23 protein-coding genes are annotated in these 22,325 nt (G+C 40.4%); 22 read left to right on the top strand and 1 reads right to left on the bottom strand.

Going from position 1 to position 22,325, the window contains the following annotated elements:
* Nucleotides 1–59 precede the first annotated feature (59 nt).
* Nucleotides 60–1,019 carry a 23S rRNA pseudouridine(955/2504/2580) synthase RluC gene (rluC, locus tag ACIPUA_RS09925; protein WP_449059613.1) on the top strand — a complete coding sequence of 320 codons (960 nt, stop codon included), beginning with the start codon at nucleotides 60–62 and terminating at the stop codon, nucleotides 1,017–1,019.
* Nucleotides 1,020–1,074: 55 nt separating this feature from the next.
* On the opposite strand, the gene ACIPUA_RS09920 is transcribed toward rluC, so the two are convergent.
* Nucleotides 1,075–1,659, bottom strand: coding sequence for a Maf family protein (locus ACIPUA_RS09920; RefSeq protein ID WP_129466068.1), 585 nt, complete (start codon nucleotides 1,657–1,659; stop codon nucleotides 1,075–1,077).
* Nucleotides 1,660–1,802: 143 nt separating this feature from the next.
* On the opposite strand from ACIPUA_RS09920, the gene yceD reads away from it, so the two are divergent.
* The 21 genes from yceD to ACIPUA_RS09815 all read left to right on the top strand — a co-directional run bounded on the left by yceD (nucleotide 1,803) and on the right by ACIPUA_RS09815 (nucleotide 21,894).
* Complete coding sequence (gene yceD / locus ACIPUA_RS09915) at nucleotides 1,803–2,327, top strand: 23S rRNA accumulation protein YceD (RefSeq protein ID WP_048607428.1); 525 nt, start codon at nucleotides 1,803–1,805, stop codon at nucleotides 2,325–2,327.
* A 12-nt stretch (nucleotides 2,328–2,339) separates the two neighbouring features.
* Nucleotides 2,340–2,510, top strand: coding sequence for a 50S ribosomal protein L32 (gene rpmF / locus ACIPUA_RS09910; RefSeq protein ID WP_006660802.1), 171 nt, complete (start codon nucleotides 2,340–2,342; stop codon nucleotides 2,508–2,510).
* A gap of 12 nt (nucleotides 2,511–2,522) precedes the next feature.
* Nucleotides 2,523–3,563, top strand: a complete 1,041-nt coding sequence (gene plsX / locus ACIPUA_RS09905) for a phosphate acyltransferase PlsX (protein ID WP_071548163.1) — start codon at nucleotides 2,523–2,525, stop codon at nucleotides 3,561–3,563.
* Nucleotides 3,564–3,572: 9 nt separating this feature from the next.
* Nucleotides 3,573–4,523 (top strand): beta-ketoacyl-ACP synthase III, encoded by a 951-nt coding sequence (locus tag ACIPUA_RS09900; RefSeq protein ID WP_042844304.1) that lies wholly within the window; start codon nucleotides 3,573–3,575, stop codon nucleotides 4,521–4,523.
* An 18-nt stretch (nucleotides 4,524–4,541) separates the two neighbouring features.
* Nucleotides 4,542–5,474, top strand: a complete 933-nt coding sequence (gene fabD, locus ACIPUA_RS09895) for an ACP S-malonyltransferase (RefSeq protein ID WP_071548162.1) — start codon at nucleotides 4,542–4,544, stop codon at nucleotides 5,472–5,474.
* Between the two features lie 7 nt (nucleotides 5,475–5,481).
* Nucleotides 5,482–6,216 carry a 3-oxoacyl-ACP reductase FabG gene (gene fabG, locus ACIPUA_RS09890; protein WP_048607423.1) on the top strand — a complete coding sequence of 245 codons (735 nt, stop codon included), beginning with the start codon at nucleotides 5,482–5,484 and terminating at the stop codon, nucleotides 6,214–6,216.
* Between the two features lie 155 nt (nucleotides 6,217–6,371).
* The gene (gene acpP / locus ACIPUA_RS09885; protein WP_042843441.1) at nucleotides 6,372–6,608 is read left to right on the top strand and encodes an acyl carrier protein; all 237 of its coding nucleotides are present in this window, start codon (nucleotides 6,372–6,374) and stop codon (nucleotides 6,606–6,608) included.
* Nucleotides 6,609–6,685: 77 nt separating this feature from the next.
* The gene (gene fabF, locus ACIPUA_RS09880) at nucleotides 6,686–7,936 is read left to right on the top strand and encodes a beta-ketoacyl-ACP synthase II (RefSeq protein ID WP_042843442.1); all 1,251 of its coding nucleotides are present in this window, start codon (nucleotides 6,686–6,688) and stop codon (nucleotides 7,934–7,936) included.
* A 150-nt stretch (nucleotides 7,937–8,086) separates the two neighbouring features.
* Nucleotides 8,087–8,917 (top strand): aminodeoxychorismate lyase, encoded by an 831-nt coding sequence (pabC, locus tag ACIPUA_RS09875; RefSeq protein ID WP_166685754.1) that lies wholly within the window; start codon nucleotides 8,087–8,089, stop codon nucleotides 8,915–8,917.
* A 52-nt stretch (nucleotides 8,918–8,969) separates the two neighbouring features.
* Complete coding sequence (gene mltG, locus ACIPUA_RS09870; RefSeq protein WP_042843444.1) at nucleotides 8,970–9,992, top strand: endolytic transglycosylase MltG; 1,023 nt, start codon at nucleotides 8,970–8,972, stop codon at nucleotides 9,990–9,992.
* A gap of 7 nt (nucleotides 9,993–9,999) precedes the next feature.
* A complete protein-coding gene (tmk, locus tag ACIPUA_RS09865) occupies nucleotides 10,000–10,626 on the top strand; it encodes a dTMP kinase (protein ID WP_042843445.1) in 627 nt (208 codons plus the stop codon).
* A gap of 29 nt (nucleotides 10,627–10,655) precedes the next feature.
* Nucleotides 10,656–11,648: a DNA polymerase III subunit delta' gene (holB, locus tag ACIPUA_RS09860; RefSeq protein WP_042843446.1), complete on the top strand. Its 993-nt coding sequence runs from the start codon at nucleotides 10,656–10,658 to the stop codon at nucleotides 11,646–11,648.
* A 12-nt stretch (nucleotides 11,649–11,660) separates the two neighbouring features.
* Nucleotides 11,661–12,452: a metal-dependent hydrolase gene (locus ACIPUA_RS09855; protein WP_042843447.1), complete on the top strand. Its 792-nt coding sequence runs from the start codon at nucleotides 11,661–11,663 to the stop codon at nucleotides 12,450–12,452.
* A 48-nt stretch (nucleotides 12,453–12,500) separates the two neighbouring features.
* Complete coding sequence (gene hinT / locus ACIPUA_RS09850) at nucleotides 12,501–12,854, top strand: purine nucleoside phosphoramidase (protein ID WP_048607414.1); 354 nt, start codon at nucleotides 12,501–12,503, stop codon at nucleotides 12,852–12,854.
* Nucleotides 12,855–12,872: 18 nt separating this feature from the next.
* Nucleotides 12,873–13,271 (top strand): YcfL family protein, encoded by a 399-nt coding sequence (locus ACIPUA_RS09845; protein WP_042843449.1) that lies wholly within the window; start codon nucleotides 12,873–12,875, stop codon nucleotides 13,269–13,271.
* Nucleotides 13,268–13,846, top strand: a complete 579-nt coding sequence (gene lpoB / locus ACIPUA_RS09840; RefSeq protein ID WP_042843451.1) for a penicillin-binding protein activator LpoB — start codon at nucleotides 13,268–13,270, stop codon at nucleotides 13,844–13,846. Before ACIPUA_RS09845 ends, lpoB begins: the two co-directional genes overlap by 4 nt.
* Entirely contained in the window at nucleotides 13,839–14,711 is an 873-nt protein-coding gene (locus ACIPUA_RS09835) for a phosphotransferase (protein WP_042843452.1), read from the top strand. The genes lpoB and ACIPUA_RS09835 overlap by 8 nt, the downstream gene beginning before the upstream one ends.
* 54 nt (nucleotides 14,712–14,765) lie before the next feature.
* Nucleotides 14,766–15,788 (top strand): beta-N-acetylhexosaminidase, encoded by a 1,023-nt coding sequence (nagZ, locus tag ACIPUA_RS09830; protein ID WP_042843453.1) that lies wholly within the window; start codon nucleotides 14,766–14,768, stop codon nucleotides 15,786–15,788.
* Between the two features lie 1,379 nt (nucleotides 15,789–17,167).
* Nucleotides 17,168–18,520 (top strand): OprD family outer membrane porin, encoded by a 1,353-nt coding sequence (locus tag ACIPUA_RS09825; RefSeq protein WP_042843454.1) that lies wholly within the window; start codon nucleotides 17,168–17,170, stop codon nucleotides 18,518–18,520.
* Between the two features lie 39 nt (nucleotides 18,521–18,559).
* A complete protein-coding gene (locus tag ACIPUA_RS09820; RefSeq protein WP_129466064.1) occupies nucleotides 18,560–20,179 on the top strand; it encodes a bifunctional metallophosphatase/5'-nucleotidase in 1,620 nt (539 codons plus the stop codon).
* Between the two features lie 410 nt (nucleotides 20,180–20,589).
* Entirely contained in the window at nucleotides 20,590–21,894 is a 1,305-nt protein-coding gene (locus ACIPUA_RS09815; protein WP_042843456.1) for an NAD(P)/FAD-dependent oxidoreductase, read from the top strand.
* Nucleotides 21,895–22,325: the final 431 nt, after the last annotated feature.

The raw sequence follows: 22,325 nt of genomic DNA, 5'->3' as shown, positions 1-22,325 counted from the left end.
TATGATAGAGAGAGCGAATAAGAGCATATTTTAATCAATTAGAGTTAACGCATTCCCGAATGAATATACAAAACCAAGTTCAATTTATTGAGATCAGCGATGACGAAGCTGGGCAACGCATCGACAATTTTTTGCTCACCAAACTCAAAGGTGTGCCAAAAAGTATGATTTATCGCATTATCCGTAAAGGGGAAGTGCGTGTTAACAAAGGGCGGATAAAACCAGAATATAAATTGCTGGAAGGGGACCAAGTTCGCGTACCGCCAGTTAGGGTTGCTGAGCGTGAAACAGCGCCAGTATCAGCTAAATTAGGGAAAGTGGCAGCGCTTGCTGACTGTATTTTATTTGAAGATGATTATATCTTAGTGCTGAACAAACCTTCTGGAACGGCGGTACATGGCGGAAGTGGGCTCAGTTTTGGGGTGATTGAAGGGCTTAGAGCGCTACGCCCAGAAGCTCGTTTTCTTGAGTTAGTTCATCGCCTTGATAGGGATACATCAGGTATTCTATTGTTGGCCAAAAAACGCTCAGCCCTTAGGGCATTACACGAACAATTGCGCTTAAAGCAAATGCAAAAAGATTATTTAGCGCTAGTTCGAGGAAATTGGCAGTCGCATACTAAGGTCGTTCAAGCGCCGCTACTAAAAAATATCCTCCAAAGTGGTGAGCGAGTAGTAAAAGTTAACAGTGAAGGTAAGCCTTCAGAAACGCGTTTCAAAGTTGAAGAGCGCTTTGAAAATGCAACCTTAATTAAGGCTAGCCCAGTGACAGGGCGTACTCACCAAATCCGTGTACATACTTTATACGCGGGGCATCCCATTGCATTTGATGACCGCTATGGTGACAGGCAATTTGATAGCCAATTGGCGGATACAGGTTTAAACCGTTTATTTCTGCACGCCAGTGCGCTGAAATTCACACACCCAAATACAGGGGAAGAAATGCGCTTACAGGCACCTATGGATGCAGGGTTAACCCGTTGCTTAAAAGTGTTGCGTAACCGTAAAACAGCAATTTAATAGTTTTGGCAGTGACAGAGAGTGAACCCCTGTCACTGCGCCATGCTCTATTTAGTTAATCGCTTAGGGGGTTAACACCGCACTTTCTCAACATTTCTAATAACAATATGATAGGTAACCCGATTAATGTATTAGGGTCTCTTCCTTCGAGCCGTTCAAACAAAGCAATGCCCAATCCTTCAGATTTAAAACTACCAGCACACTGGAAAGGTTCTTCTTTATGCAAATAATGAGTGATTTCGTCATCCGTTAGTTGGCGAAAATAGACATCGAATAATTCACATTGCACATCAAACTTACCTATTTCAGTATCAAGTAAACACAAACCGGTATAAAAGGTAATTTTATTTCCTGATGCGGCTTGTAATTGTTTGAAGGCGTTATCAAAGCTATGAGGTTTGCCAACTATTTTTCCATCAATGACACAGACTTGGTCGGAACCAATGATGAGGTGTTGTGGGTATTGGTTCGCCAAAGCGGCGGCTTTTGCATGGGCTAACCGCATGACCAGTTCTTGAGCCGACTCATGTAAAATAGGCGATTCATCAATGTTAGGTGGAACCGCTAAAAAAGGTAATCCTAATTTTTTTAGCAAGGTTTGTCGGAACTCTGAAGTTGACGCCAAAATAATCGATTTCATGATTTTTCTCGAAACTCGTAGCCAAAAGGGTTAACTCATTTTAAACTATAAAACGCAAAACCTGCGATTTTTTGGTGAAAAGGCGAGTTTACCCCGCCTTTTTCTTTGACTATAGCTCATTACAAAGTTAATATGCGCGCCTTATGCAAAAGGTAAAATTACCCCTGACTATCGATGCGCAGCGTGCAGCTCAGAAAAACCTCGACTATGTCGGGAGTTATACACCTGAGCAAGTTACACGTATTGCCGAATCAGTAGTCAGTGTAGATAGTGATGTAGAAACCGAATTATCATTTAAAATTGATAATCAGCGTTTGACTGTCATTGAGGGGAAATCCCAAGTGGATGTCACCTTAAAATGTCAACGTTGCAGAACTGATTTCAAGCATCATGTCTACGTATCGTATTGTTTTAGTCCTGTCGTCAATGACGAAAAGGCCGAAGCATTACCGGAGCTCTACGAGCCAATTCAAATTGATGAATTTGGTGAAATAGATTTGCTGGGAATGATAGAAGATGAAATAATTCTTTCCTTACCAGTGGTTCCGGTTCATGATTCTGAACACTGTGAAGTGTCCGAAGCGGATATGGTCTTTGGTGAACTGCCTCCTGAGGCAGAAAAACCAAACCCATTTGCCGTATTAGCCAGTTTAAAGAAAAGTACTTAAGGAGTAAGGTCAATGGCCGTACAACAGAATAAACCAACTCGTTCAAAACGCGGTATGCGTCGTTCACATGATGCACTGACTGCTACCCTAGTTTCTGTAGATAAAACTTCCGGTGAAACTCACCTGCGTCACCACGTGACTGCAGATGGTTACTACCGTGGCCGTAAGGTTATCAGCAAGTAATTTGTTGTTACCTTGGCTAATCTAACCATTGCGTTAGATGCTATGGGCGGGGATGTTGGTCCCCGCGTCACGGTGCCTGCTGCATTGCAGGCACTGGCATCTAATCCAGCGCTAAAATTACTGCTAGTCGGTCAACCCGATGCCATTCAACCTTTGCTTGCACAATGCCGTGCAGAGCAACTTTCGCGTGTCGAAATAATCCCTGCGGACGGTGTTATCGCAAATGATGCTAAGCCATCGAATGCCATAAGACAAAGTAAGGGGACGTCAATGCGAGTGGCTTTGGAGTTGGTAAAAACTGGGCAGGCACAAGCGTGCGTGAGTGCAGGCAATACCGGTGCACTGATGGGGTTAGCTAAATTGATGTTAAAGTCGATAGACGGCATTGAACGTCCTGCGTTAATGACCATCTTACCTAATCAGCAAAAAAGCCAAACGGTTGTGCTTGATTTAGGCGCTAATGTCAATTGTAGTAGTGATATGTTAGTGCAATTTGCTGTAATGGGTTCAGTTATGGCCGAAGAAGTGGTCAATATTTCTAAACCTAGAGTCGCTTTGCTCAATATTGGCGAAGAAGAGAGCAAGGGGCTAGATAATATCCGCGAAGCCGCCTCCGTGTTAAAAGAAACAACGTCAATTAACTATATTGGTTATGTAGAAGGTAATGAATTACTGACAGGCAAAACTGATGTATTAGTATGTGACGGCTTCGCAGGTAACGTCTCTTTAAAAACAATGGAAGGTGTCATCCGAGTGATCCTTTCATTGATAAAATCATCAAGTGATCAAAATAAAAAACGCAGTTGGTTGATGCAACTGGCGAAAAAATGGCTAAAAAAACGTTTAATGAAGCGTTTTGGGGATATGAACCCCGACCAGTATAATGGTGCGACTCTGTTAGGATTAAAAGGTATTGTCATCAAGAGTCATGGTGCAGCGAATGAAGGCGCTTTTAAAGCCGCAATTGACCGCGCAGTACAAGCTGTTGAAAAGCAAGTCCCAGAAAGAATAACAGCGCGACTAAATATTGTTTTACCCAGGAGTGATCAATAACCTATGGCTATGTACAGTAAAATCTTAGGAACAGGCAGCTACTTGCCAGCGCAAGTGCGCACCAATGCTGATCTGGAGAAAATGGTTGATACTTCTGATGAGTGGATTGTGACACGCACTGGAATACACGAAAGAAGAATTGCAAACGAAGACGAAAGTGTCTCAGTGATGGGGTTACATGCTGCAAAAAATGCGCTAGAAATGGCTCAAATTGAGGCGGCTGAAATAGGCTTGATTATTGTTGCAACAACATCAGCGACGCATGCCTTTCCAAGCGCAGCTTGCCAAATACAGCAACTGTTAGGTATTAATGATTGCGCTGCTTTTGATGTCGCCGCAGCTTGTGCTGGTTTTACTTATGCAATCAGCATTGCGGATCAGTTTGTCAAAACAGGTATGACGAAGAAAGCCTTGGTGATTGGCGCTGATGCATTATCAAAAACATTAGACCCTGAAGACCGTGGTACTATTATTTTATTCGGTGATGCAGCAGGGGCTGTAGTTATTGGTGCATCTGAAGAGCCGGGTATTATTTCTACTCATCTGCATGCGGATGGTCGTTATGGTGATTTATTAACATTGCCTAACCGCAGTCGCTGTTCTGAAGACCCAGCGTATTTAACGATGACGGGTAATGAAGTATTTAAAGTTGCAGTGCGCGAATTAGCCCATATTGTTGATGAAACATTGACCGAAAGTGGTATTGCAAAAGAAGAACTTGATTGGTTAGTGCCACATCAAGCAAATTTAAGAATTATATCTGCGACGGCTAAAAAGTTAGATATGACAATGGATAAAGTTGTTGTCACCCTTGACCGTCATGGTAATACTTCTGCAGCATCAGTTCCAACCGCTTTGGATGAAGCGGTTCGAGATGGCCGTATTCAACGTGGTCAACTGGTGCTTTTAGAGGCCTTTGGTGGTGGTTTCACTTGGGGCTCTGCATTAGTTCGTTTTTAATTAACTGAGAAAATAGACATGACACAATTTGCTATGGTATTTCCCGGACAGGGTTCTCAGTCTTTAGGTATGTTAGCGGCACTGGCTGAGGAAAATCAGCTAGTTGAGCAGACATTCGCTGAAGCATCGGAAGCATTGGGTTACGATCTTTGGGCACTAGTACAAAATGGGCCAGAAGAAGAATTAAATAAAACATGGCAGACTCAGCCCGCATTGTTAGCCGCATCCGTGGCTATCTTCCGTGTTTGGAAAGACAAAAATGGTGCGATGCCAGCGATTATGGCGGGTCATAGCTTAGGTGAATACTCCGCGTTGGTTTGCGCAGGGGTTATTGATTTTAAACAAGCAATTAAACTTGTTGAATTACGTGGCAAATTAATGCAAGAAGCTGTTCCTGAAGGGACGGGTGCGATGTATGCCATTATCGGTTTAGATAACGAATCCATTAAAAAAGCTTGTCAAGAATCTGCACAAGGCCAAGTTGTTTCTCCGGTTAATTTTAATTCACCTGGGCAAGTCGTTATCGCCGGTGAAAAAGCTGCAGTAGAACGTGCAGGGGCTGCATGTAAAGAAGCAGGAGCAAAACGTGCATTGCCGTTATCTGTGAGTGTTCCTTCTCACTGTGCATTAATGAAGCCTGCTGCTGATAAATTAGCCGATGCGTTAGAAAAAATTGATTTTTGTGAGCCAGACTATCCAGTTATCAACAATGTTGATGTTAAAATAGAGCAATCGGCGCAAAATATTCGTGATGCTTTAGTCCGTCAGCTGTATAATCCAGTCCGTTGGACGGAAACAGTAGAATTGATGGCAGATCAAGGTGTTGAACACCTTATCGAAGTAGGGCCGGGTAAAGTATTGACTGGTCTTACCAAGCGAATTGTCTCTAATTTAACTGCCGTAGCAATCAATGATCCTGTATCATTGAGCACTGCTTTAGAAAATAGCTGAGGAAGACATGGGCTTTGAAGGAAAAATTGCACTGGTAACAGGTGCTAGCCGTGGGATAGGTAAAGCGATAGCTTTAACCTTAATCGCACGCGGTGCAACTGTTATTGGGACAGCAACAAGCGAAAAAGGCGCAGAAGCTATTACCGCTTACCTTGATGGTAAAGGTAAAGGTTTAGCGTTAAACGTGACTGATGCAGCATCAATCGAAGAAACTTTGACCAAGATCCGTAAAGAATTTGGTGAAATTGACATTTTGATTAATAATGCAGGTATCACACGTGATAACCTATTGATGCGTATGAAAGATGATGAATGGCAAGATGTTATTGACACCAATCTTTCATCCGTTTACCGTTTGTCTAAATCCGTTTTGCGTGCCATGATGAAAAAACGTTATGGTCGTATTATTTCTATCGCATCTGTTGTTGGGGTGATGGGAAATGCGGGGCAAACAAACTACGCGGCAGCGAAAGCTGGGCTGATTGGTTTTAGTAAATCATTAGCTCGTGAAATCGCTTCTCGTGGTATTACTGTCAACGTCGTTGCACCTGGTTTTATCGAAACTGATATGACTAAAGCATTGACAGATGAACAGCGTGCAGGCATTTTATCTCAGGTTCCTGCTGATAGACTGGGTGATGCACAAGAAATTGCCAGTGCTGTAGCGTTTTTAGCTTCTGACGAAGCGGCTTACATCACAGGTGAAACATTGCATGTCAATGGTGGCATGTACATGATCTAAAGAAATGATGGAACTATTTGCATTATTAGTGTTATCCAACGCTAAATAATGCAAAATAATGGTTCCAACAGTCGGGATTGGGTTGTATCTTTTCCTGTATTTCATAAACTACGAAAACCATCGCGAAAGCGAGTTTTGATAGGAATTTTAATAGTATGAGCACTATCGAAGAACGCGTTAAGAAAATCATCGTTGAACAACTGGGTGTTGAAGAGAAAGAAGTTGTAAATACAGCTTCATTTGTTGATGACTTGGGCGCTGATTCTCTTGACACAGTTGAGCTGGTTATGGCTCTAGAAGAAGAGTTCGATTGCGAAATCCCTGACGAAGAAGCTGAAAAGATCACAACAGTACAGGCAGCGTTGGATTACGTCGGCAACGCATCTAAATAATTGTACGAAAACTTATCTAGGCGATCACTCGATCGCCTATGTTTCCTTTGTAACTTTTCCCTCCTTGGAGGAAATACGTGTCTAAGCGTCGTGTAGTCGTAACCGGACTGGGCATGTTATCTCCTGTCGGCAACACAGTTGAGTCATCATGGAAAGCTGTTTGTGACGGACAGAGTGGTATCAGCCTAATTGAGCATTTTGATACTATTAACCACGCAACTAAATTTGCTGGCTTAGTAAAAGATTTCAATTACGAAGATTTTGGCATCTCTCGTAAAGATGCGAAAAAAATGGACCCATTTATCCAATACGGCATCGCAGCAGGCTTTCAGGCCTTTAAAGATGCAGGGTTGGAAGTAACAGAAGCCAATGCTACTCGGATTGGTGCAGCGATTGGTTCTGGTATTGGTGGGTTAGGGTTAATTCAGGATAACTGTGAATCTCTATTACACGGTGGTCCTAGAAAAGTTAGCCCATTCTTCGTACCGTCAACCATCATTAATATGGTGGCTGGTCATTTAAGTATTATGTACGGTTTCCGTGGTCCCAGTATTTCTATTGCTACAGCCTGTACATCGGGTGTGCATAATATTGGTCATGCGGCGCGTATGATTGCTTATGGTGATGCAGAAGTAATGGTTGCAGGCGGTGCTGAAAAAGCAACAACCCCGCTTGGTGTTGCGGGTTTTGGCGCAGCAAGAGCGTTATCAACTCGTAATGATGACCCACAAGCAGCAAGTCGCCCTTGGGATAAAGACCGTGATGGTTTTGTTCTTGGTGATGGTGCAGGTATCATTATTCTTGAAGAATATGAACATGCCAAAGCGCGTGGTGCGAAAATTTATGCCGAAATTGCAGGCTTTGGGATGAGCAGTGATGCCTACCATATGACTTCGCCTCCAGAAAATGGGGAAGGCGCAGCGCTTGCAATGGAAAACGCACTGAAAGATGCAGGTATTCAAGCAAGTGACGTAGGGTATATTAATGCTCACGGTACTTCGACACCTGCGGGTGACTTAGCCGAAGCACAGGCTGTTGTGTCTGTATTTGGTGAGGGTACTGATGTACTCGTTAGCTCAACCAAATCCATGACAGGGCATCTTTTAGGTGCAGCGGGTGCTATTGAGTCAATCTTTACCATCTTATCATTGTGTGATCAAACTGTTCCACCAACCATTAATCTGGATAACCCAGATGAAGCATGCAAACTGGACTTTGTCCCAGGTCATGCACGCAAGGTTGAGAACATGGAGTATGCTCTGTGTAACTCATTTGGTTTTGGTGGTACAAACGGTTCATTGATTTTCCGTCGTTATCACGGCGAGTAAATAATCTATCACCGTTATTAATTAGCCCTAGTCGCTGAAAGTGACTAGGGCTTTATTTTGCCCATCTCTTTGCACAGCCATTCGCTTTAGTTTATGATGACTCATCTTGTTTACTGTCTGATTTATCAGCTTTTATTATAAGTATTATCAATGTCATATTGGGTTAATGGGCAAGTTTGCCAGCAAATAAGCGTAACTGATCGTGCAGTCTCTTTTGGGGACGGCTGCTTTACGACCGTACATGTCGTTAATCAGCAAGCTAAAATGTTAGATGAGCACATTGCACGTTTGCAGCATGACAGCCAGCGGTTGAAAATAACTCAGCCTGACTGGGGTATGCTGAAACAGCATTTATTGCATATTTGCGCGCAGCAAGTAGAAGATGAACTGGTGCTAAAGGTGATAATTAGCCGTGGTGCAGGGGGGCGGGGTTATAGTTCTAGAGGCTTTAATTCACCAACAGTGATTGTCAGTGTTTCTTCCTTTCCACAAAACTATGTTCAACTACAATGTAAAGGGGCTGCGTTAATCTTAAGTGAGATCCCATTGGCACGTAGCCCATTATTAGCAGGTATGAAACACCTCAACCGGTTAGAGCAAGTTCTTATCAGACAAGAAATTGATGAGTATAACGCGGATGAGGCCATCGTACTTGATACCAACGGCGTTATCGTTGAATGTTGTAGTGCCAATGTCTTTTGGCGAGTTGGTCAAACAGTCTACACCCCAAAATTATCTCATTGTGGTGTGAATGGATTAATGAGACAAAAGATCATAGCACTACTGCAAGATAGTCAGTACCATTTTCAAGAAGTTGAGCGGTTTGCCTCTATTTTGAATTATTGTGATGAAGTGATTATTTGTAATGCATTGATGCCAGTGTTACCTGTACAAAGCATTCAGTTAAGCAAAGGGCAGTCGCCATTACAATTCATGTCGCGTGAATTATTTGAGTATCTCTTTTTGCGCTGCAAAATCTAGTATCTAAAAACTATATCACTATTACCTAAACACTTATTGAAATGGTCAATAAATGAAATTAGCCAAAAAAATCATTCTGATTACTGTGACTCTTACTGCTGTTGTAGCCGTTGCCGTATATTTACAATATCGTCAAGTCATGAACTATGCGAAAACCCCCATTAACTTGACTCAAGAGAAAATTTTAACGGTTCCTACAGGGACCGGGCGAGTTGCATTTGAAGCCTTGCTAGTCAAAGAAAATATGATTGAGCAGGGGAATGAGTTTCAATGGTTATTAAAATTACGGCCGGAACTCGCTCAATTAAAAGCGGGGACATACCGTTTACAACCTGACATGACCGTAGAACAATTATTATCGTTAGTGGTTAGCGGTAAAGAAGCTCAATTTTCTATTCGTTTTATTGAAGGTAACCGATTGAATGATTGGGGTAACATTTTACGTGATGCCCCTTACTTAGAACATACATCGACAGAGATGACACCAGCAGAACTTCATGCGTTTATCGGGTTCAAAGGTGAAGGTACACTAGAAGGGTGGTTATACCCTGACACCTATTTATATACGGCGGGGACAAAAGATACGGAAATTTTAAAGCGTGCATATAAGCGCATGCAAAGTAGCCTTGAAGAAGAATGGCAAGGGCGAGATAGAGACCTACCTTATAAAAATGCTTATGAAATGCTGATTATGGCTTCAATTATTGAAAAAGAAACCGGTGTAGAGAGTGAAAGGTCGCAAGTTGCATCGGTGTTTGTTAATCGTTTGAAGAAAAATATGCGCTTACAAACCGACCCAACAGTTATTTACGGCCTAGGTGATAAGTATGATGGTAAGATTTATCGTAGTGATTTAGACAATTACACACCGTACAATACTTATAAAATTGATGGGTTGCCGCCAACACCGATAGCAATGCCAAGTTTGGCATCAATAAAAGCGGCTGCGCACCCAGCTAAAACGGATTACCTCTATTTTGTCGCAGATGGTAAAGGCGGTCATACTTTTAGTCGCAACTTGAATGAACACAATCGGGCGGTCAAAGTTTATCGCCAATTTGAACAGCAAAAATGATAAAAAAATGAAAAATCAATTTATTGTTATTGAAGGATTAGAAGGTGCAGGCAAAACGACTGCAATCAATACGGTGGTAGATACACTTAATCAGGCGGGTATTACGGATATCGTTTTCACTCGGGAACCGGGTGGGACGCCACTAGCCGAAAAGCTACGAGAGCTGATCAAACAAGGGATTGAAGGCGATAAAGTCACTGATAAAGCTGAGTTATTAATGTTATATGCAGCGCGAGTTCAACTCGTTGAAACAGTGATTAAACCGGCTTTAGCCGCAGGTAAATGGGTTGTTGGTGACCGCCATGATTTGTCATCACAGGCGTACCAAGGCGGCGGAAGGGAAATCGACCACCAGTTAATGAAGTCGTTACGTGATTTGGTACTTGGTGAGTTTAAACCATCATTAACCTTGTATCTTGATTTATCGCCAGAATTGGGCTTACAACGTGCAAGGTCCCGCGGTGAGTTAGATAGAATCGAAAAAGAATCGTTAGCCTTTTTTGAAAGGACCCGTCACCGCTACCTTGAACTGGCAGCGGAAGATGAAACAATACTGACGGTTGATGCGAGCCAAAATATTGAGCAAGTACAATATGATATTCGCCAAACACTGACCCAATGGCTAGCTAAATAATGATAGGCAAAAAGTAAGGTGTTAATAACATGAATTGGTATCCTTGGTTAAATGAACCTTACCGGCAAATTATAGCGAACTATCAAAGTGGGCGAGGGCACCATGCCTTACTACTTCATTCTTTGCCTGGAAATGGGGCCGATGCACTTTGCTATGGTATTAGTCGTTGGCTTATTTGCCAAGAGCGTGAAGGGCTGAAAAGTTGTGGGAAGTGCCATAGCTGCAGATTAATGCTAGCAGGAACACACCCCGATTATCATGTTATTGACGTTGAAAAAGGTAAATCAACGGTCAGTGTTGATGCTGTTAGGAAATTAATTGAAACCTTGAGTAGTCATTCTCAACAAGGTGGCAATAAAGTGGTGTATATTCCTAGAATTGAAGCTTTCACTGATGCTGCGGCGAATGCGTTACTAAAAACGCTGGAAGAGCCTGCAAAAGACACTTATTTTCTATTAAGTAGTGACAAACCAGAGAATTTACTTGCCACAACTCGTAGCCGTTGTTTAAGTCATTTTTTGCCAGCTCCTGACCCACAAATTGCGTTGTATTGGTTACAAAAACAACAGCCAAATGTAGTTGTTGATCACGCAATAACCGCATTGAAACTTTGTCAAGGTGCTCCAGTAGCCGCTCTGGCTCTGTTAGAAGAACATCTTTGGCAAAAACGGAATGCATTATGCCAAAGTATCTCTACAGCATTACAAACGCGGGATATGCTAAGTTTATTGCCACGATTGAATATTGAAGAAGCTTCAGCTGCCCTAAGTTGGTTATTAACCTTACTTTCCGATGCAGTTAAAGTACAGCAAGGTGCGACAACGTTTTGTATTAACCAAGATCATCTTGCACAAGTTATGCAATTGGCCAGTACCATGAACCGTTCTCAATTATTGGAGGCTTATGAACAGTGGCTACATTGTCGTTATCAATTATTGACAGTTCCTGCGCTTAATCAGGAACTTATTCTGACCAATCAATTATTACAATGGGAAGCCTTATTGGCTTCACCTTCATTTTAAAAAGAGTTAAATATGTTTGTTGTTGATTCACACTGCCATCTCGACTGTTTAGATTATGAAAAATTACACACTAATGTCGATGATGTTATCGCTAAGGCATCGGCTCGTGATGTCCGTTTCATGCTTGCCGTGGCAACAACGTTGCCCGGTTTTGAACAGATGAAAAAGCTCATTGGGTTACGTGACAATATTGCTTTTTCATGTGGTATTCATCCACTTAATTTAGACGAAGGCTATGATTTTGAGCGCTTAGCACAATTAGCCGCCGGCCCTGAGGTTGTGGCACTTGGTGAGACAGGGCTTGATTACTACTATCAACAAGAGAATGCTGCATTGCAGCAAGAGTCTTTTCGTCAGCATATCCGTATCGGCCGAGCAGTAAATAAACCCGTGATCGTACATACGCGTGCTGCGCAAAAGGATACGCTAACAATTTTACGTGAAGAACAAGTTAGTGAGTGTGGTGGGGTATTACACTGTTTCACTGAAGACAAAGCGACAGCTAGCGAATTGCTCGATTTAGGAATGTATATTTCATTTTCAGGGATTGTGACATTCCGCAATGCTGAACAAATCAGAGAAGCGGCGCGTATTGTGCCCCTAGATAGAATCTTGGTCGAAACAGACTCCCCATATTTGGCCCCAGTACCGCATCGTGGAAAAGAAAATCAGCCTGCATACGTACGTGATGTGGCTGAATACATGGCGGTGCTGAAAGGGGTTAGCGTTGAACAAATGGCTGAAATTACAACACAAAATTTCAATCGTTTATTTCATTTGAATGTTGGCTCGAATAACGGGTAACTTGTTAACAATATATAAACTAACTATTGGATTAGTAAGGGAATTGATATGGCAGAAGAAACAATTTTTAGTAAAATCATTCGTCGCGAAATCCCTGCGGATGTCGTTTACCAAGATGAGCTTGTCACGGCATTTCGTGATATATCGCCACAAGCGCCTTCACATATTTTAATTATCCCCAATAAATTAATCCCCACAGTAAACGATGTGACGGTGGATGACGAACTGGCGTTAGGGCGTTTATTTACGGTGGCAGCTAAAATTGCCAAAGAAGAAGGCATTGCTGAAAATGGCTATCGTTTGATTATGAATTGCAATGAGCATTCTGGACAAGAGGTATTCCATATTCATATGCATTTAGTGGGTGGTCGCCCATTAGGACCTTTATTGGCTAAATTATAATAGGAAGGGGCTCATACAATGAACCGCATAGTAATACTTGGGCTGATGGCTGTGTTATTAACTGGCTGTTTAAATAACAAACCTCAAGGGTTAGTTTTTAATGAGCAGCAGCGCGTTATTATGGAACCAGCAGTTTTAGCCCAAGGGGTCATTGTTGAGTCCCCCGTGATTAGTGTTGAAAACCACCAAACTGTTGCCACGCTTAGTATGAGTAATTTGCAGCCTGATGCCGTAGAGATTGCGTATCGTTTATATTGGTACGATAAACAAGGGTTGAAGGTGGATACTTCGAGTATCTTACATCAGCAAATTGCAGCGAATTCAACAGAAACTATTCAAGCCATGACCTCCTCATCACGCGCTAGCAATGTGCGTGTCCATGTGTTTTTATCACCTAAGGCCGGAGAAAAACAATGAAACGGATCTTAATGGTTGCGGTAGCAGCTTTAATCTTAGCAGGTTGCCCATCATATCCACCTCAACAGCCGGGAACACAACCACCGATTGTTCCTGTTGAGCCGGATCAACCACCAGAAGTGACACCACCGCCAACGGATGTCGTTCCGACACCGCCAAAACAGCAAACAACTGATTGGGCTGCATCGATAACACCTTTGGTTGGCCAAATGGTTGCTGCGGATGGCGTGGAAAGTGGCAAAGTGTTATTAGTTGATTCAGTGAAAAACAATACGAATGGCTCATTGCCTGTACAGACTATTACATCAACAATGGCTAGCGCAGTTGAAAATACCAATCGTTTCAAAGTAGTCCCTCAAAGTGTGGTAAGTTCTGCACGTAAAACATTAGGTTTATCACAAGAAGATAGCTTAGTGACGCGTAGTAAGGCGATTGGTCTAGGGCGTTATGTACAAGCTGATTACGTGATTTACAGTGTTATGTCAGGTTCAAATAAAGATAAGAGCCTTGAAATGCAACTAATGGAAGTGCAAACAGGCGAAATTATTTGGACTGGAAAGCACAGTATTGATTAACAGACAGTCACTTATTACGCTGTTATCTACCTATTTCCCAGAGATTAAATCAAGTCACTGGGAAATAACGCCGTTAACAGGGTTGTCAGGCGGGAGTTATTTATTGCAGTGTGTGCAGTCTAATCGCACACTTAAATTAGTGGCTCGTGCTAATGGTGAGACTCAGTCTTGTCTATATGTGGATCGCCGGAGAGAAGCGCGTATATTAAGACAATTGCAACCATACACATTTGCACCGACTGTCGTTGGTTATAACGCTCAATGGTTATTGTTGGCGTGGTGTGAAGGCTTGCATCCGGGCCCATCCACATTTTTATCCGCTCATTTTCAATGCCAACTAGCAAATACGCTTGCACAATTACATTGCAGCGCACTATTCGGCTACCGCTTGCAACTGCGCGATGAAATTGCGCATTATGGTTATTTGGTTGATACCAAACGTTTGTCACCACGTTGGAAAAAACTACATCGTCATTTCCTTTCTACTGCATTGCCAAAAACGTTGAAGTTGGCCCCTGCACATATGGATGTTCATCCTAAAAATATCATTAGTACTCATACAGGGGAGTTAATGCTATTGGATTGGGAATATGCCGCAAATACTGATATTGCATTTTCGTTAGAAACCTATTTTCAATTTAATAGTCTGACAGATAAACAGCGTCATTTTTTTCTCATGCAATACTGTGATGTGCGAAGTGCTTATCGGGATAAACAACAATTAGCTCAGCACTGCCAGTTATGGGAACCATGGGTAAAATATATGACGTTAATGTGGTATGAAGTGCAGTGGAATAAAAGTCAATTATCGCATTTTTTGGTACACTCGCAGTCATTACGCCACTACTTCGGTTTGTTGGGTTGATAATAAAGTTATCAACGAATAATTTTTGATTTAGTTAAATAAGTGAGGCATGTTATGGGTCCGATAATGCTGGATGTTCAAAGTTATGAATTAGATAACGAAGAGCGCGAAATATTGGCTCACCCATTAGTGGGGGGCTTGATTTTATTTACCCGTAACTTTCATGATGCTGCACAATTACGAGAGCTTGTGCGCCAAATACGTGATGCGTCAAGGCACCGTCTGCTGGTTGCTGTTGACCAAGAAGGTGGGCGAGTACAACGCTTTCGTGATGGTTTTACTGCGCTACCTTCGGCACAGGCTTTTGCTGAGCTAAATAACCCTATGGACGGTGCTAAGTTGGCACAAGAAGCGGGGTGGTTAATGGCAGCAGAAATGATAGCGATGGATATTGACATTAGTTTTGCCCCAGTGTTGGATCTTGGCCATCAAAGTATCGCGATTGGGGAGCGTTCGTTCCATAAAGATCCTGAAATGGCAATGATGATGGCAGAACGTTTTATTAAAGGAATGCACAGTGCGGGGATGAAGACAACAGGGAAACATTTCCCTGGGCATGGTGCAGTTAAAGCTGATTCGCATAAAGAAACACCTCGTGATGACCGTACATTGGAAACTATCCGAGGTAAAGATATGTCGATTTTTAAAGATTTTATCCAACGTGAATTACTTGATGCAATTATGCCAGCGCATGTCATTTACACTCAAGCTGATGAACGCCCTGCGAGTGGTTCGCCATTTTGGTTAAAATCAGTGCTACGGGAACAGCTTGGTTTTAATGGTGTCATTTTCTCTGATGATTTATCGATGGAAGGGGCAGCAATTATGGGGAGCTATCCAGAAAGAGCACAAGCGTCTTTAAATGCTGGGTGTGATATGGTTTTGGTGTGCAATAACCGCGAAGGTGCGGTAAGTGTACTTGATAACTTACCTAAACAGCATGATAGCCAAGCCTCTAAGTTATATCACAGTGGCCGTCAATACAGTTTGACCGAGTTACAAGGGTTGGCTCGTTGGCAAGAAAGTCATCGGCAATTAGTGGATTTACACCAAAGATGGCAAGCACACCGTCAATAACATTAAGGTGAATAAAATATAGCCGGTAAATTAAACTATTTACCGGCTATTTTGCATAAATACGCATTGAAGTGAAAAATAACGACGTATAAGTAGTATGAAAGGGAAGTATAACCACTTTGAAAGTTACCCGTAACGTTATTAATATAATGATTAAATCATCATATTATTATATTAAAAATGTGATGGTAAATTATCTAGCATAATGGTTACATTCAAAAAAATAATTAATTATTCTATTCATTTAAGCTGTAGTCTTTTAAAGGTCAACTCAAAATAATAATCCATAGTTTATTTGTAATGGATACATATATTGATATTGCTAGGTGTTTTTTCAATATAAACAGCCGGATATTTGTCTTATGTGTCATTTTCTTTTGGTGAGAGCGCCTATAAGTAAAAAGAAAATGATAATAGCTATTAATGATAAAAGTTAAGATAAATTTAAATTAGTGGATAGCTAAATAAAACCGATTAACCCTAATGCTTAAATACTCTTATCTTTTTTGTAATATTATTAACATTAATTTTAATGTATAAAAAAACAGTTTCATTCAAATTTTTCATGTCTAGATAAATTAACAGTAAATTAATTATACAAGTATTAAAAAAATCTATGCATATGAGTTTTTTTTAATCAGTATCTAAAGGTTATTTAGGGACAATGTCTATTTTTTAACTATTCACGGTGTACTGCGCTATCAAGTGTCCCCTCATCTTTATTGTCAGTAATGCTTACAGTGATAAATAAACACCAAAACAAGTGTGATCTTAATCACTATTAGTTGGTTTAAATAATGCAATTTATGTAACGTGTTGTGACAGTGATCGTTTTAATTGACGTAAAATTACGTTAGCATCCACATTATGAATTTTTTATGACAATTTAGAGCAATAACTAATCGATTATAAAAATAACAATAAACTGGATGGTGGCGTTTTAAGTTAAATAATGTTTCTTTGATTGAGATAAGCATTTCTCAGACTATGACTCTGCCTATTAAATAAGAAAATAGAAGCACAACATATAGTGGCGTGTGTATTAACGATTGTTTAAATAATATCTGAAATATTGTTTCTTAACTAAAATTAACGCGGAATTTGAGTAAAGTAATGGTAGTGAATTATTAAAGGCTATTAGGTCTTTACTATAAGTAGAACGCCTTATTTATGGTAATTAAGTAAACACTAATGCAGTGAAATATCTGTATTGAATTTTTTATTTTAAAAATTGACTTATGTGTTTGAAAGGGATGTATCAGTTTGACTTTAAGTAAAGTTGTTTTATTAAGCTAAAAATAAAAATGGTGTTTTGTTGTTCATGGTTACATGACGCAGCATAAAATTAATTCAAATAATCATTAACTAGGTTAATTTCAATGAAAGTTAAAAATATTGCGCTATTAATGCTTTCTCCTTGCTGTTTAGCAGTCGCAATGGCAAATGCCAGCAATTGGGAAAACACAATTAAAGAAAATTCATTTATTGCGGATTCTGAGTTAGAACTGTCAACTCGTAACATGTGGAAGTACTTAAAAACCGAAAATCGTTTTGATAAAAATGAGCAACGCTATAGAAAACAAGTTGCTAACGCTTGGGGTCAAAACTTCCAAGCTGATTTCAAATCAGGTTATTTTGCTGACGTAATCGGGTTTGATGCTTCTTACTATGGTGGTATTAAACTCGGTGCAAGTAAAGACTTCGCCTCCCGTGCAATTTTATATAACGACGATGGTCACGCTAAAGGCTATAACAAAATCGGACAACGTTATGCGAAAGTAAAATTCGACCTTGACCCTGTTCAATTCCACGGTAAAGCGGGTTGGTTCACACTGAAAAACAAAGGTATTTTTACTAATTCACAACGCCTTTCATTAAACAGTTATAGCGGTTATTACACCAATACAGCAATTGATGACTGGAGCCTAGATTTACTCTATCTCGACAAAAAAGTAATGCGTCGTGATAGTCCAAATATTGATGCTATGTATTTTACTGATGCTAATGGTAAACGACATAAGGTTAATCATGTGATCACTGGTGGTATTAATTACAATACTAAGCCATTGACTGTTCACTATTTCTATGGGCAGGCAGATGATTTATTTCGTCAGCAAGGTCTCGAAGCTAAATATAAGTTAACTTCAGATGTTACGCTTGGAACGCAAATTTACAATCATGAATATGGTAGTGATGGTAAGCGCACCGAAAAAAATGATGCTATCGGTAAGCGTAATTTCGACAAACGAGCATGGCACTATGCAGGAACCGCTGACTGGCGTATTCCAGAGTCACCTTGGACACTCCGCGCTGGTTTAACTTACACTCAAGCAAAAAAAGCAAATGGTGTCGGTCAATTCGCACGTAACCCAATTGGTAATACGCGTGGTCGTTTTAACTCGCCAGCTTATGCGGATATCGATTACGTTCGTGATGGGGAAACTATGGTCGCGATGGCTGCCGAATATCGTGTAAGTAAAGAGCTTTCTGTTGGTGCTCGTACCAATTACTCAGAATTTAAATATGAAGGTGAAAGGTTAAAACAAGGTCAATTGGGTCTGTTCAGCTATTGGAAACCAACTGAAAACCTATCCGTGTCATTAAGCGGAGGTTTAGGCTGGCATCACCGCCAAGAGAACGATTATACAACGCCTAAGCTATATGATGGCCATTCACGCCGTGCGCACTCCTTATCTGGTTCAATGACAACCACTTATCGGTTCAAAATGTAGTTGCCAGCAGAGTGAAATTTACAATAAAAGGTAAGATAAATGAAACATAAAATTGGGCTACTCACACTGTTAATTTCAGGTGCTTTACTGGCCGGTTGTGCTCAGAAAACATCGGATACGGTTAAAGTTCAGGTCATTGGTATCAATGATTTCCATGGCGCACTAAAAGCGCCAGGAGATGGTAAGTTAGGTGGAATAGAATCAATCGCCACCTTAGTAAACCAGTTAAGAGCGCAGAATGATAAAACTATTGTTGTTGGTGCAGGGGATTTAGTTGGTGCAAGCCCATTATTGTCATCGATGTTCTATGATGAGCCTACTATTGAAGCATTAAGTGCAATAGGCATGGAAACCAGTGCAGTTGGTAACCATGAGTTTGACAAAGGCAAAGAAGAGCTATTAAGAAAGCAAAATGGTGGCTGTCATCCAACCGCGGGTTGTGTTGGTAAAGACTCATTTGCAGGTGCCGATTTTAACTATTTAGCGGCTAACGTTATTGTAAAAGAAACAGGTGAAACTCTGTTCCCATCATATTTCATTAAAGAATTTGATGGTATTCCAATGGCGTTTATTGGCCTAACTTTAGAAGGCACACCTGCTATTGTAACGCCAAGCGGTACCGCTGGATTAGAGTTTAAAAACGAAGTTGAAACTATTAATAACCAAGTGAAGCTATTGAAGGCACAAGGTATTAATAGCATCGGTGTTCTGATCCATGAAGGGGCGACACAGCAAGTTGATACGAAAGTTAAAGATATTAACCGTTGTGATAATATCAAAGGCCCAATTGTTGATATTGTAAACCAACTAGATGGCGCTGTAGACTTTGTGGTCAGTGGTCATACGCATCAAGCGTACAATTGTGAAATCAATGGTAAAACCGTGATTTCTGCACAATCAAATGGCGCATTGCTTTCTCAGTTAAATATTGAAATTGATAGAAATACAAAAGATATTGTTAGCATCAATGCGAAAAATATTCCTGTTGAAACAAAACGTTATGAGAAAAATCCAGAGTTAACGACTTTTGTTCAAAGATATGAACAAATTGCGTTACCTATTTCACAACAAGTGATGGGAACTTTGACGGAGAGTTCAGACAAAAAATTATTGCCAGCGGGTGACTCTACATTAGGTAAAATTATCGCTGATGGTCAACTCTATGCCGCTTCAAGTAAAGAAGCTGGTGGTGCGCAAATCGCCTTTATGAATAGTGGTGGTATTCGTGCTGATCTGAAAGCCGGTGAACTGACCTATGGTGATATTTTTACTGTTCAACCATTCTCAAATGTTGTCGTGACTCAATCTTTAACGGGTGAGCAAATCAAACAGGCGTTAGAACAACAATGGGATCGTGCGCGTCCACAAGTAATGCCTGTTTCTAAAGGTTTTTATTACGAATGGGATGATAGCCGACCTGTTGGTGATAAAGTCATTCAAAAATCAATGAAGTTAAATGGTAAACCGTTAGACATGAAAAAAAGCTATCGAGTTGCAGCCAATGAGTTTTTAGCAACGGGTGGTAGCCGATTCAGCGCGTTTAATCAAGGTAAAGACCGTGTTTACAGTGTGCCTGATAACGAAGCATTGATGCATTATTTTAAAGATAACTCACCAGTTTCAGTCCCAACTGATGTACGTATCAAAAAAATTAACTAGTTAAATCGAACGATATAACAACTAAAAACCCGAAGTGTTTAATCTCTTCGGGTTTTTTCTTTGTTTCAGCATTTATCTCAATCCTTTTTCTTTGGGTTAACAATTAACGGTAGCGTCTATATCAAAAACAATGAGATAATAATTCTCATTATCGTTAATTCGTTGTGAACTTAACTGTTTGAACGATCTCAAGCTGATTCGATTCATTCCTCGTTAAAAATGATTTGACGAATGTGATGGTTGTCATAATAATCAACTAAATTGATATGGATCAATATTTGGTATTACCAATTATCCAGTCATGTTATTCTATTTCATTCATAGTGTAAGGCATGGCTAATTAATGTTATCTAAGTTTTTTATCATAAAAGTGCTTAGATAACATTAATATATTTTGTTTCGAGGGATTTATGACCTTATCTCAACCAAAAATCATCGTCGTCGGAGGTGGTGCCGGTGGTTTGGAATTGGCAACACGTTTAGGGCGCAAATTAGGCCGGAAAAAACGAGCACATATCACACTCGTTGACCGTAATCCAAGCCATTTATGGAAGCCATTGTTACATGAAGTTGCTACTGGTTCATTGGATGATGGGGTTGATGCGATTAGCTATCTTGCCCATGCGCGCCATAATGCATTTAATTTCCAGTTAGGTTCATTGACTAATATTGACCGTGATAATAAAAAAATAGTGCTTGGTGAGCTATATGATAAACATGGTGAATTATTAGTTCCTTTACGTGAGCTTGAATATGATATTTTAGTGATGGCACTGGGAAGCAAGTCGAATGATTTTGGTACCCCAGGTGTGAAAGAACATTGTATTTTCTTAGATAATCCACAGCAGGCTCATCGCTTTCATGATGAAATGCTAAACCTGTTCTTACGCTATTCTGTACGTGATAATGCAGAAGAAAAAGTGAATATTGCCATAGTTGGGGGCGGGGCAACAGGTGTTGAGCTATCCGCTGAATTATATAATGCAGTTGAGCAACTCACTAGTTATGGGTTTAAAGGGCTAGATACCGATGCTCTCAATGTTACTCTGATTGAGGCTGGGGAGCGTATTTTACCTGCTTTACCTCCGCGGATCTCTAGCGCTGCGCATCAGGAGTTAAACAAGCTTGGTGTCAATGTATTGACTAAAACTATGGTCACTAGCGCTGATGCTGATGGTTTGAATACTAAACAAGACGGCAAAGTATTTGCTGATCTAATGGTTTGGGCTGCTGGCATCAAAGCGCCGGATTTCATGAAAGACATCGCAGGTTTAGAAACAAATCGTATAAATCAACTGGTAGTTAAGCCTACGTTGCAAACTACACGCGATGATATGATTTTTGCGATTGGTGATTGCGCCTCTTGTGCTAAACCTGAAGGGGGCTTTGTACCGCCAAGGGCGCAGTCTGCACATCAAATGGCAAGTCGTTGTTATGACAATATTTTAGCCATGATGAAAGAAAAACCATTAAAAGATTATGTTTATAAAGACCATGGCTCATTAGTCTCACTATCACGCTTTAGTACCGTGGGCAGTTTGATGGGGAATTTGATGCGTGGAGATATGATGGTCGAAGGGCGTATTGCACGTTTTGTGTATATTTCTTTGTATCGTATGCACCAGATAGCTTTACATGGTTATATCAAAACGGGCTTAATGATGTTAGTAGGGAGTATTAACCGAATTATACGACCCAAGTTGAAATTACACTAGCCGCGATTTGTTAACATATCTAATTGATCTTCATCAAATTTTATGCACCTAGTTATTAATTTGATTAGGTGCATTATTTTTTAATGTGGTTAAATTAACCAATAAAATCAATGATAAAAGAATCATATTGATATCGTATATGAGAGTATTTTTATTTAGTAACGTTAATATTTGTAATAAAAACTATTTAGATCAATTTTAGTTGGTTGGTGATCGATTATATTACAGGCATTACTTATAGAGGTCTAAGTTACTTTATACGGATAATAAAGATGAGTTTAAAACCATATATTGAGCTCATATTATAATCAGTTGCGGTAACATTTTTTATTGATGAAAGATGTATGTTGTAAATATATTGGTATAACTCAGAAAATTTAGAAATCAATAAACTATAATGTATTGATTAATATAGTTAATTTAACCTATTT

The organism is Providencia sp. AGC89 (genome assembly GCF_053543535.1).
The sequence above is the reverse complement of the archived record's forward strand: the minus strand, read 5'-3'. Positions and strand labels throughout refer to the sequence as shown.

Excerpts from the sequence above, each read along its gene's own strand:
- ACIPUA_RS09815 (WP_042843456.1), top strand. The coding sequence starts at position 20,590 with ATGACCTTATCTCAACCAAAAATCATCGTCGTCGGAGGTGGTGCCGGT.
- yceD (WP_048607428.1), top strand. The coding sequence starts at position 1,803 with ATGCAAAAGGTAAAATTACCCCTGACTATCGATGCGCAGCGTGCAGCT.
- rpmF (WP_006660802.1), top strand. The coding sequence starts at position 2,340 with ATGGCCGTACAACAGAATAAACCAACTCGTTCAAAACGCGGTATGCGT.
- fabG (WP_048607423.1), top strand. The coding sequence starts at position 5,482 with ATGGGCTTTGAAGGAAAAATTGCACTGGTAACAGGTGCTAGCCGTGGG.
- holB (WP_042843446.1), top strand. The coding sequence starts at position 10,656 with ATGAATTGGTATCCTTGGTTAAATGAACCTTACCGGCAAATTATAGCG.
- nagZ (WP_042843453.1), top strand. The coding sequence starts at position 14,766 with ATGGGTCCGATAATGCTGGATGTTCAAAGTTATGAATTAGATAACGAA.
- ACIPUA_RS09825 (WP_042843454.1), top strand. The coding sequence starts at position 17,168 with ATGAAAGTTAAAAATATTGCGCTATTAATGCTTTCTCCTTGCTGTTTA.
- ACIPUA_RS09820 (WP_129466064.1), top strand. The coding sequence starts at position 18,560 with ATGAAACATAAAATTGGGCTACTCACACTGTTAATTTCAGGTGCTTTA.
- fabD (WP_071548162.1), top strand. The coding sequence starts at position 4,542 with ATGACACAATTTGCTATGGTATTTCCCGGACAGGGTTCTCAGTCTTTA.
- ACIPUA_RS09920 (WP_129466068.1), bottom strand. The coding sequence starts at position 1,659 with ATGAAATCGATTATTTTGGCGTCAACTTCAGAGTTCCGACAAACCTTG.
- ACIPUA_RS09845 (WP_042843449.1), top strand. The coding sequence starts at position 12,873 with ATGAACCGCATAGTAATACTTGGGCTGATGGCTGTGTTATTAACTGGC.
- ACIPUA_RS09855 (WP_042843447.1), top strand. The coding sequence starts at position 11,661 with ATGTTTGTTGTTGATTCACACTGCCATCTCGACTGTTTAGATTATGAA.
- mltG (WP_042843444.1), top strand. The coding sequence starts at position 8,970 with ATGAAATTAGCCAAAAAAATCATTCTGATTACTGTGACTCTTACTGCT.
- tmk (WP_042843445.1), top strand. The coding sequence starts at position 10,000 with ATGAAAAATCAATTTATTGTTATTGAAGGATTAGAAGGTGCAGGCAAA.
- hinT (WP_048607414.1), top strand. The coding sequence starts at position 12,501 with ATGGCAGAAGAAACAATTTTTAGTAAAATCATTCGTCGCGAAATCCCT.
- acpP (WP_042843441.1), top strand. The coding sequence starts at position 6,372 with ATGAGCACTATCGAAGAACGCGTTAAGAAAATCATCGTTGAACAACTG.
- pabC (WP_166685754.1), top strand. The coding sequence starts at position 8,087 with ATGTCATATTGGGTTAATGGGCAAGTTTGCCAGCAAATAAGCGTAACT.
- rluC (WP_449059613.1), top strand. The coding sequence starts at position 60 with ATGAATATACAAAACCAAGTTCAATTTATTGAGATCAGCGATGACGAA.
- lpoB (WP_042843451.1), top strand. The coding sequence starts at position 13,268 with ATGAAACGGATCTTAATGGTTGCGGTAGCAGCTTTAATCTTAGCAGGT.
- ACIPUA_RS09900 (WP_042844304.1), top strand. The coding sequence starts at position 3,573 with ATGTACAGTAAAATCTTAGGAACAGGCAGCTACTTGCCAGCGCAAGTG.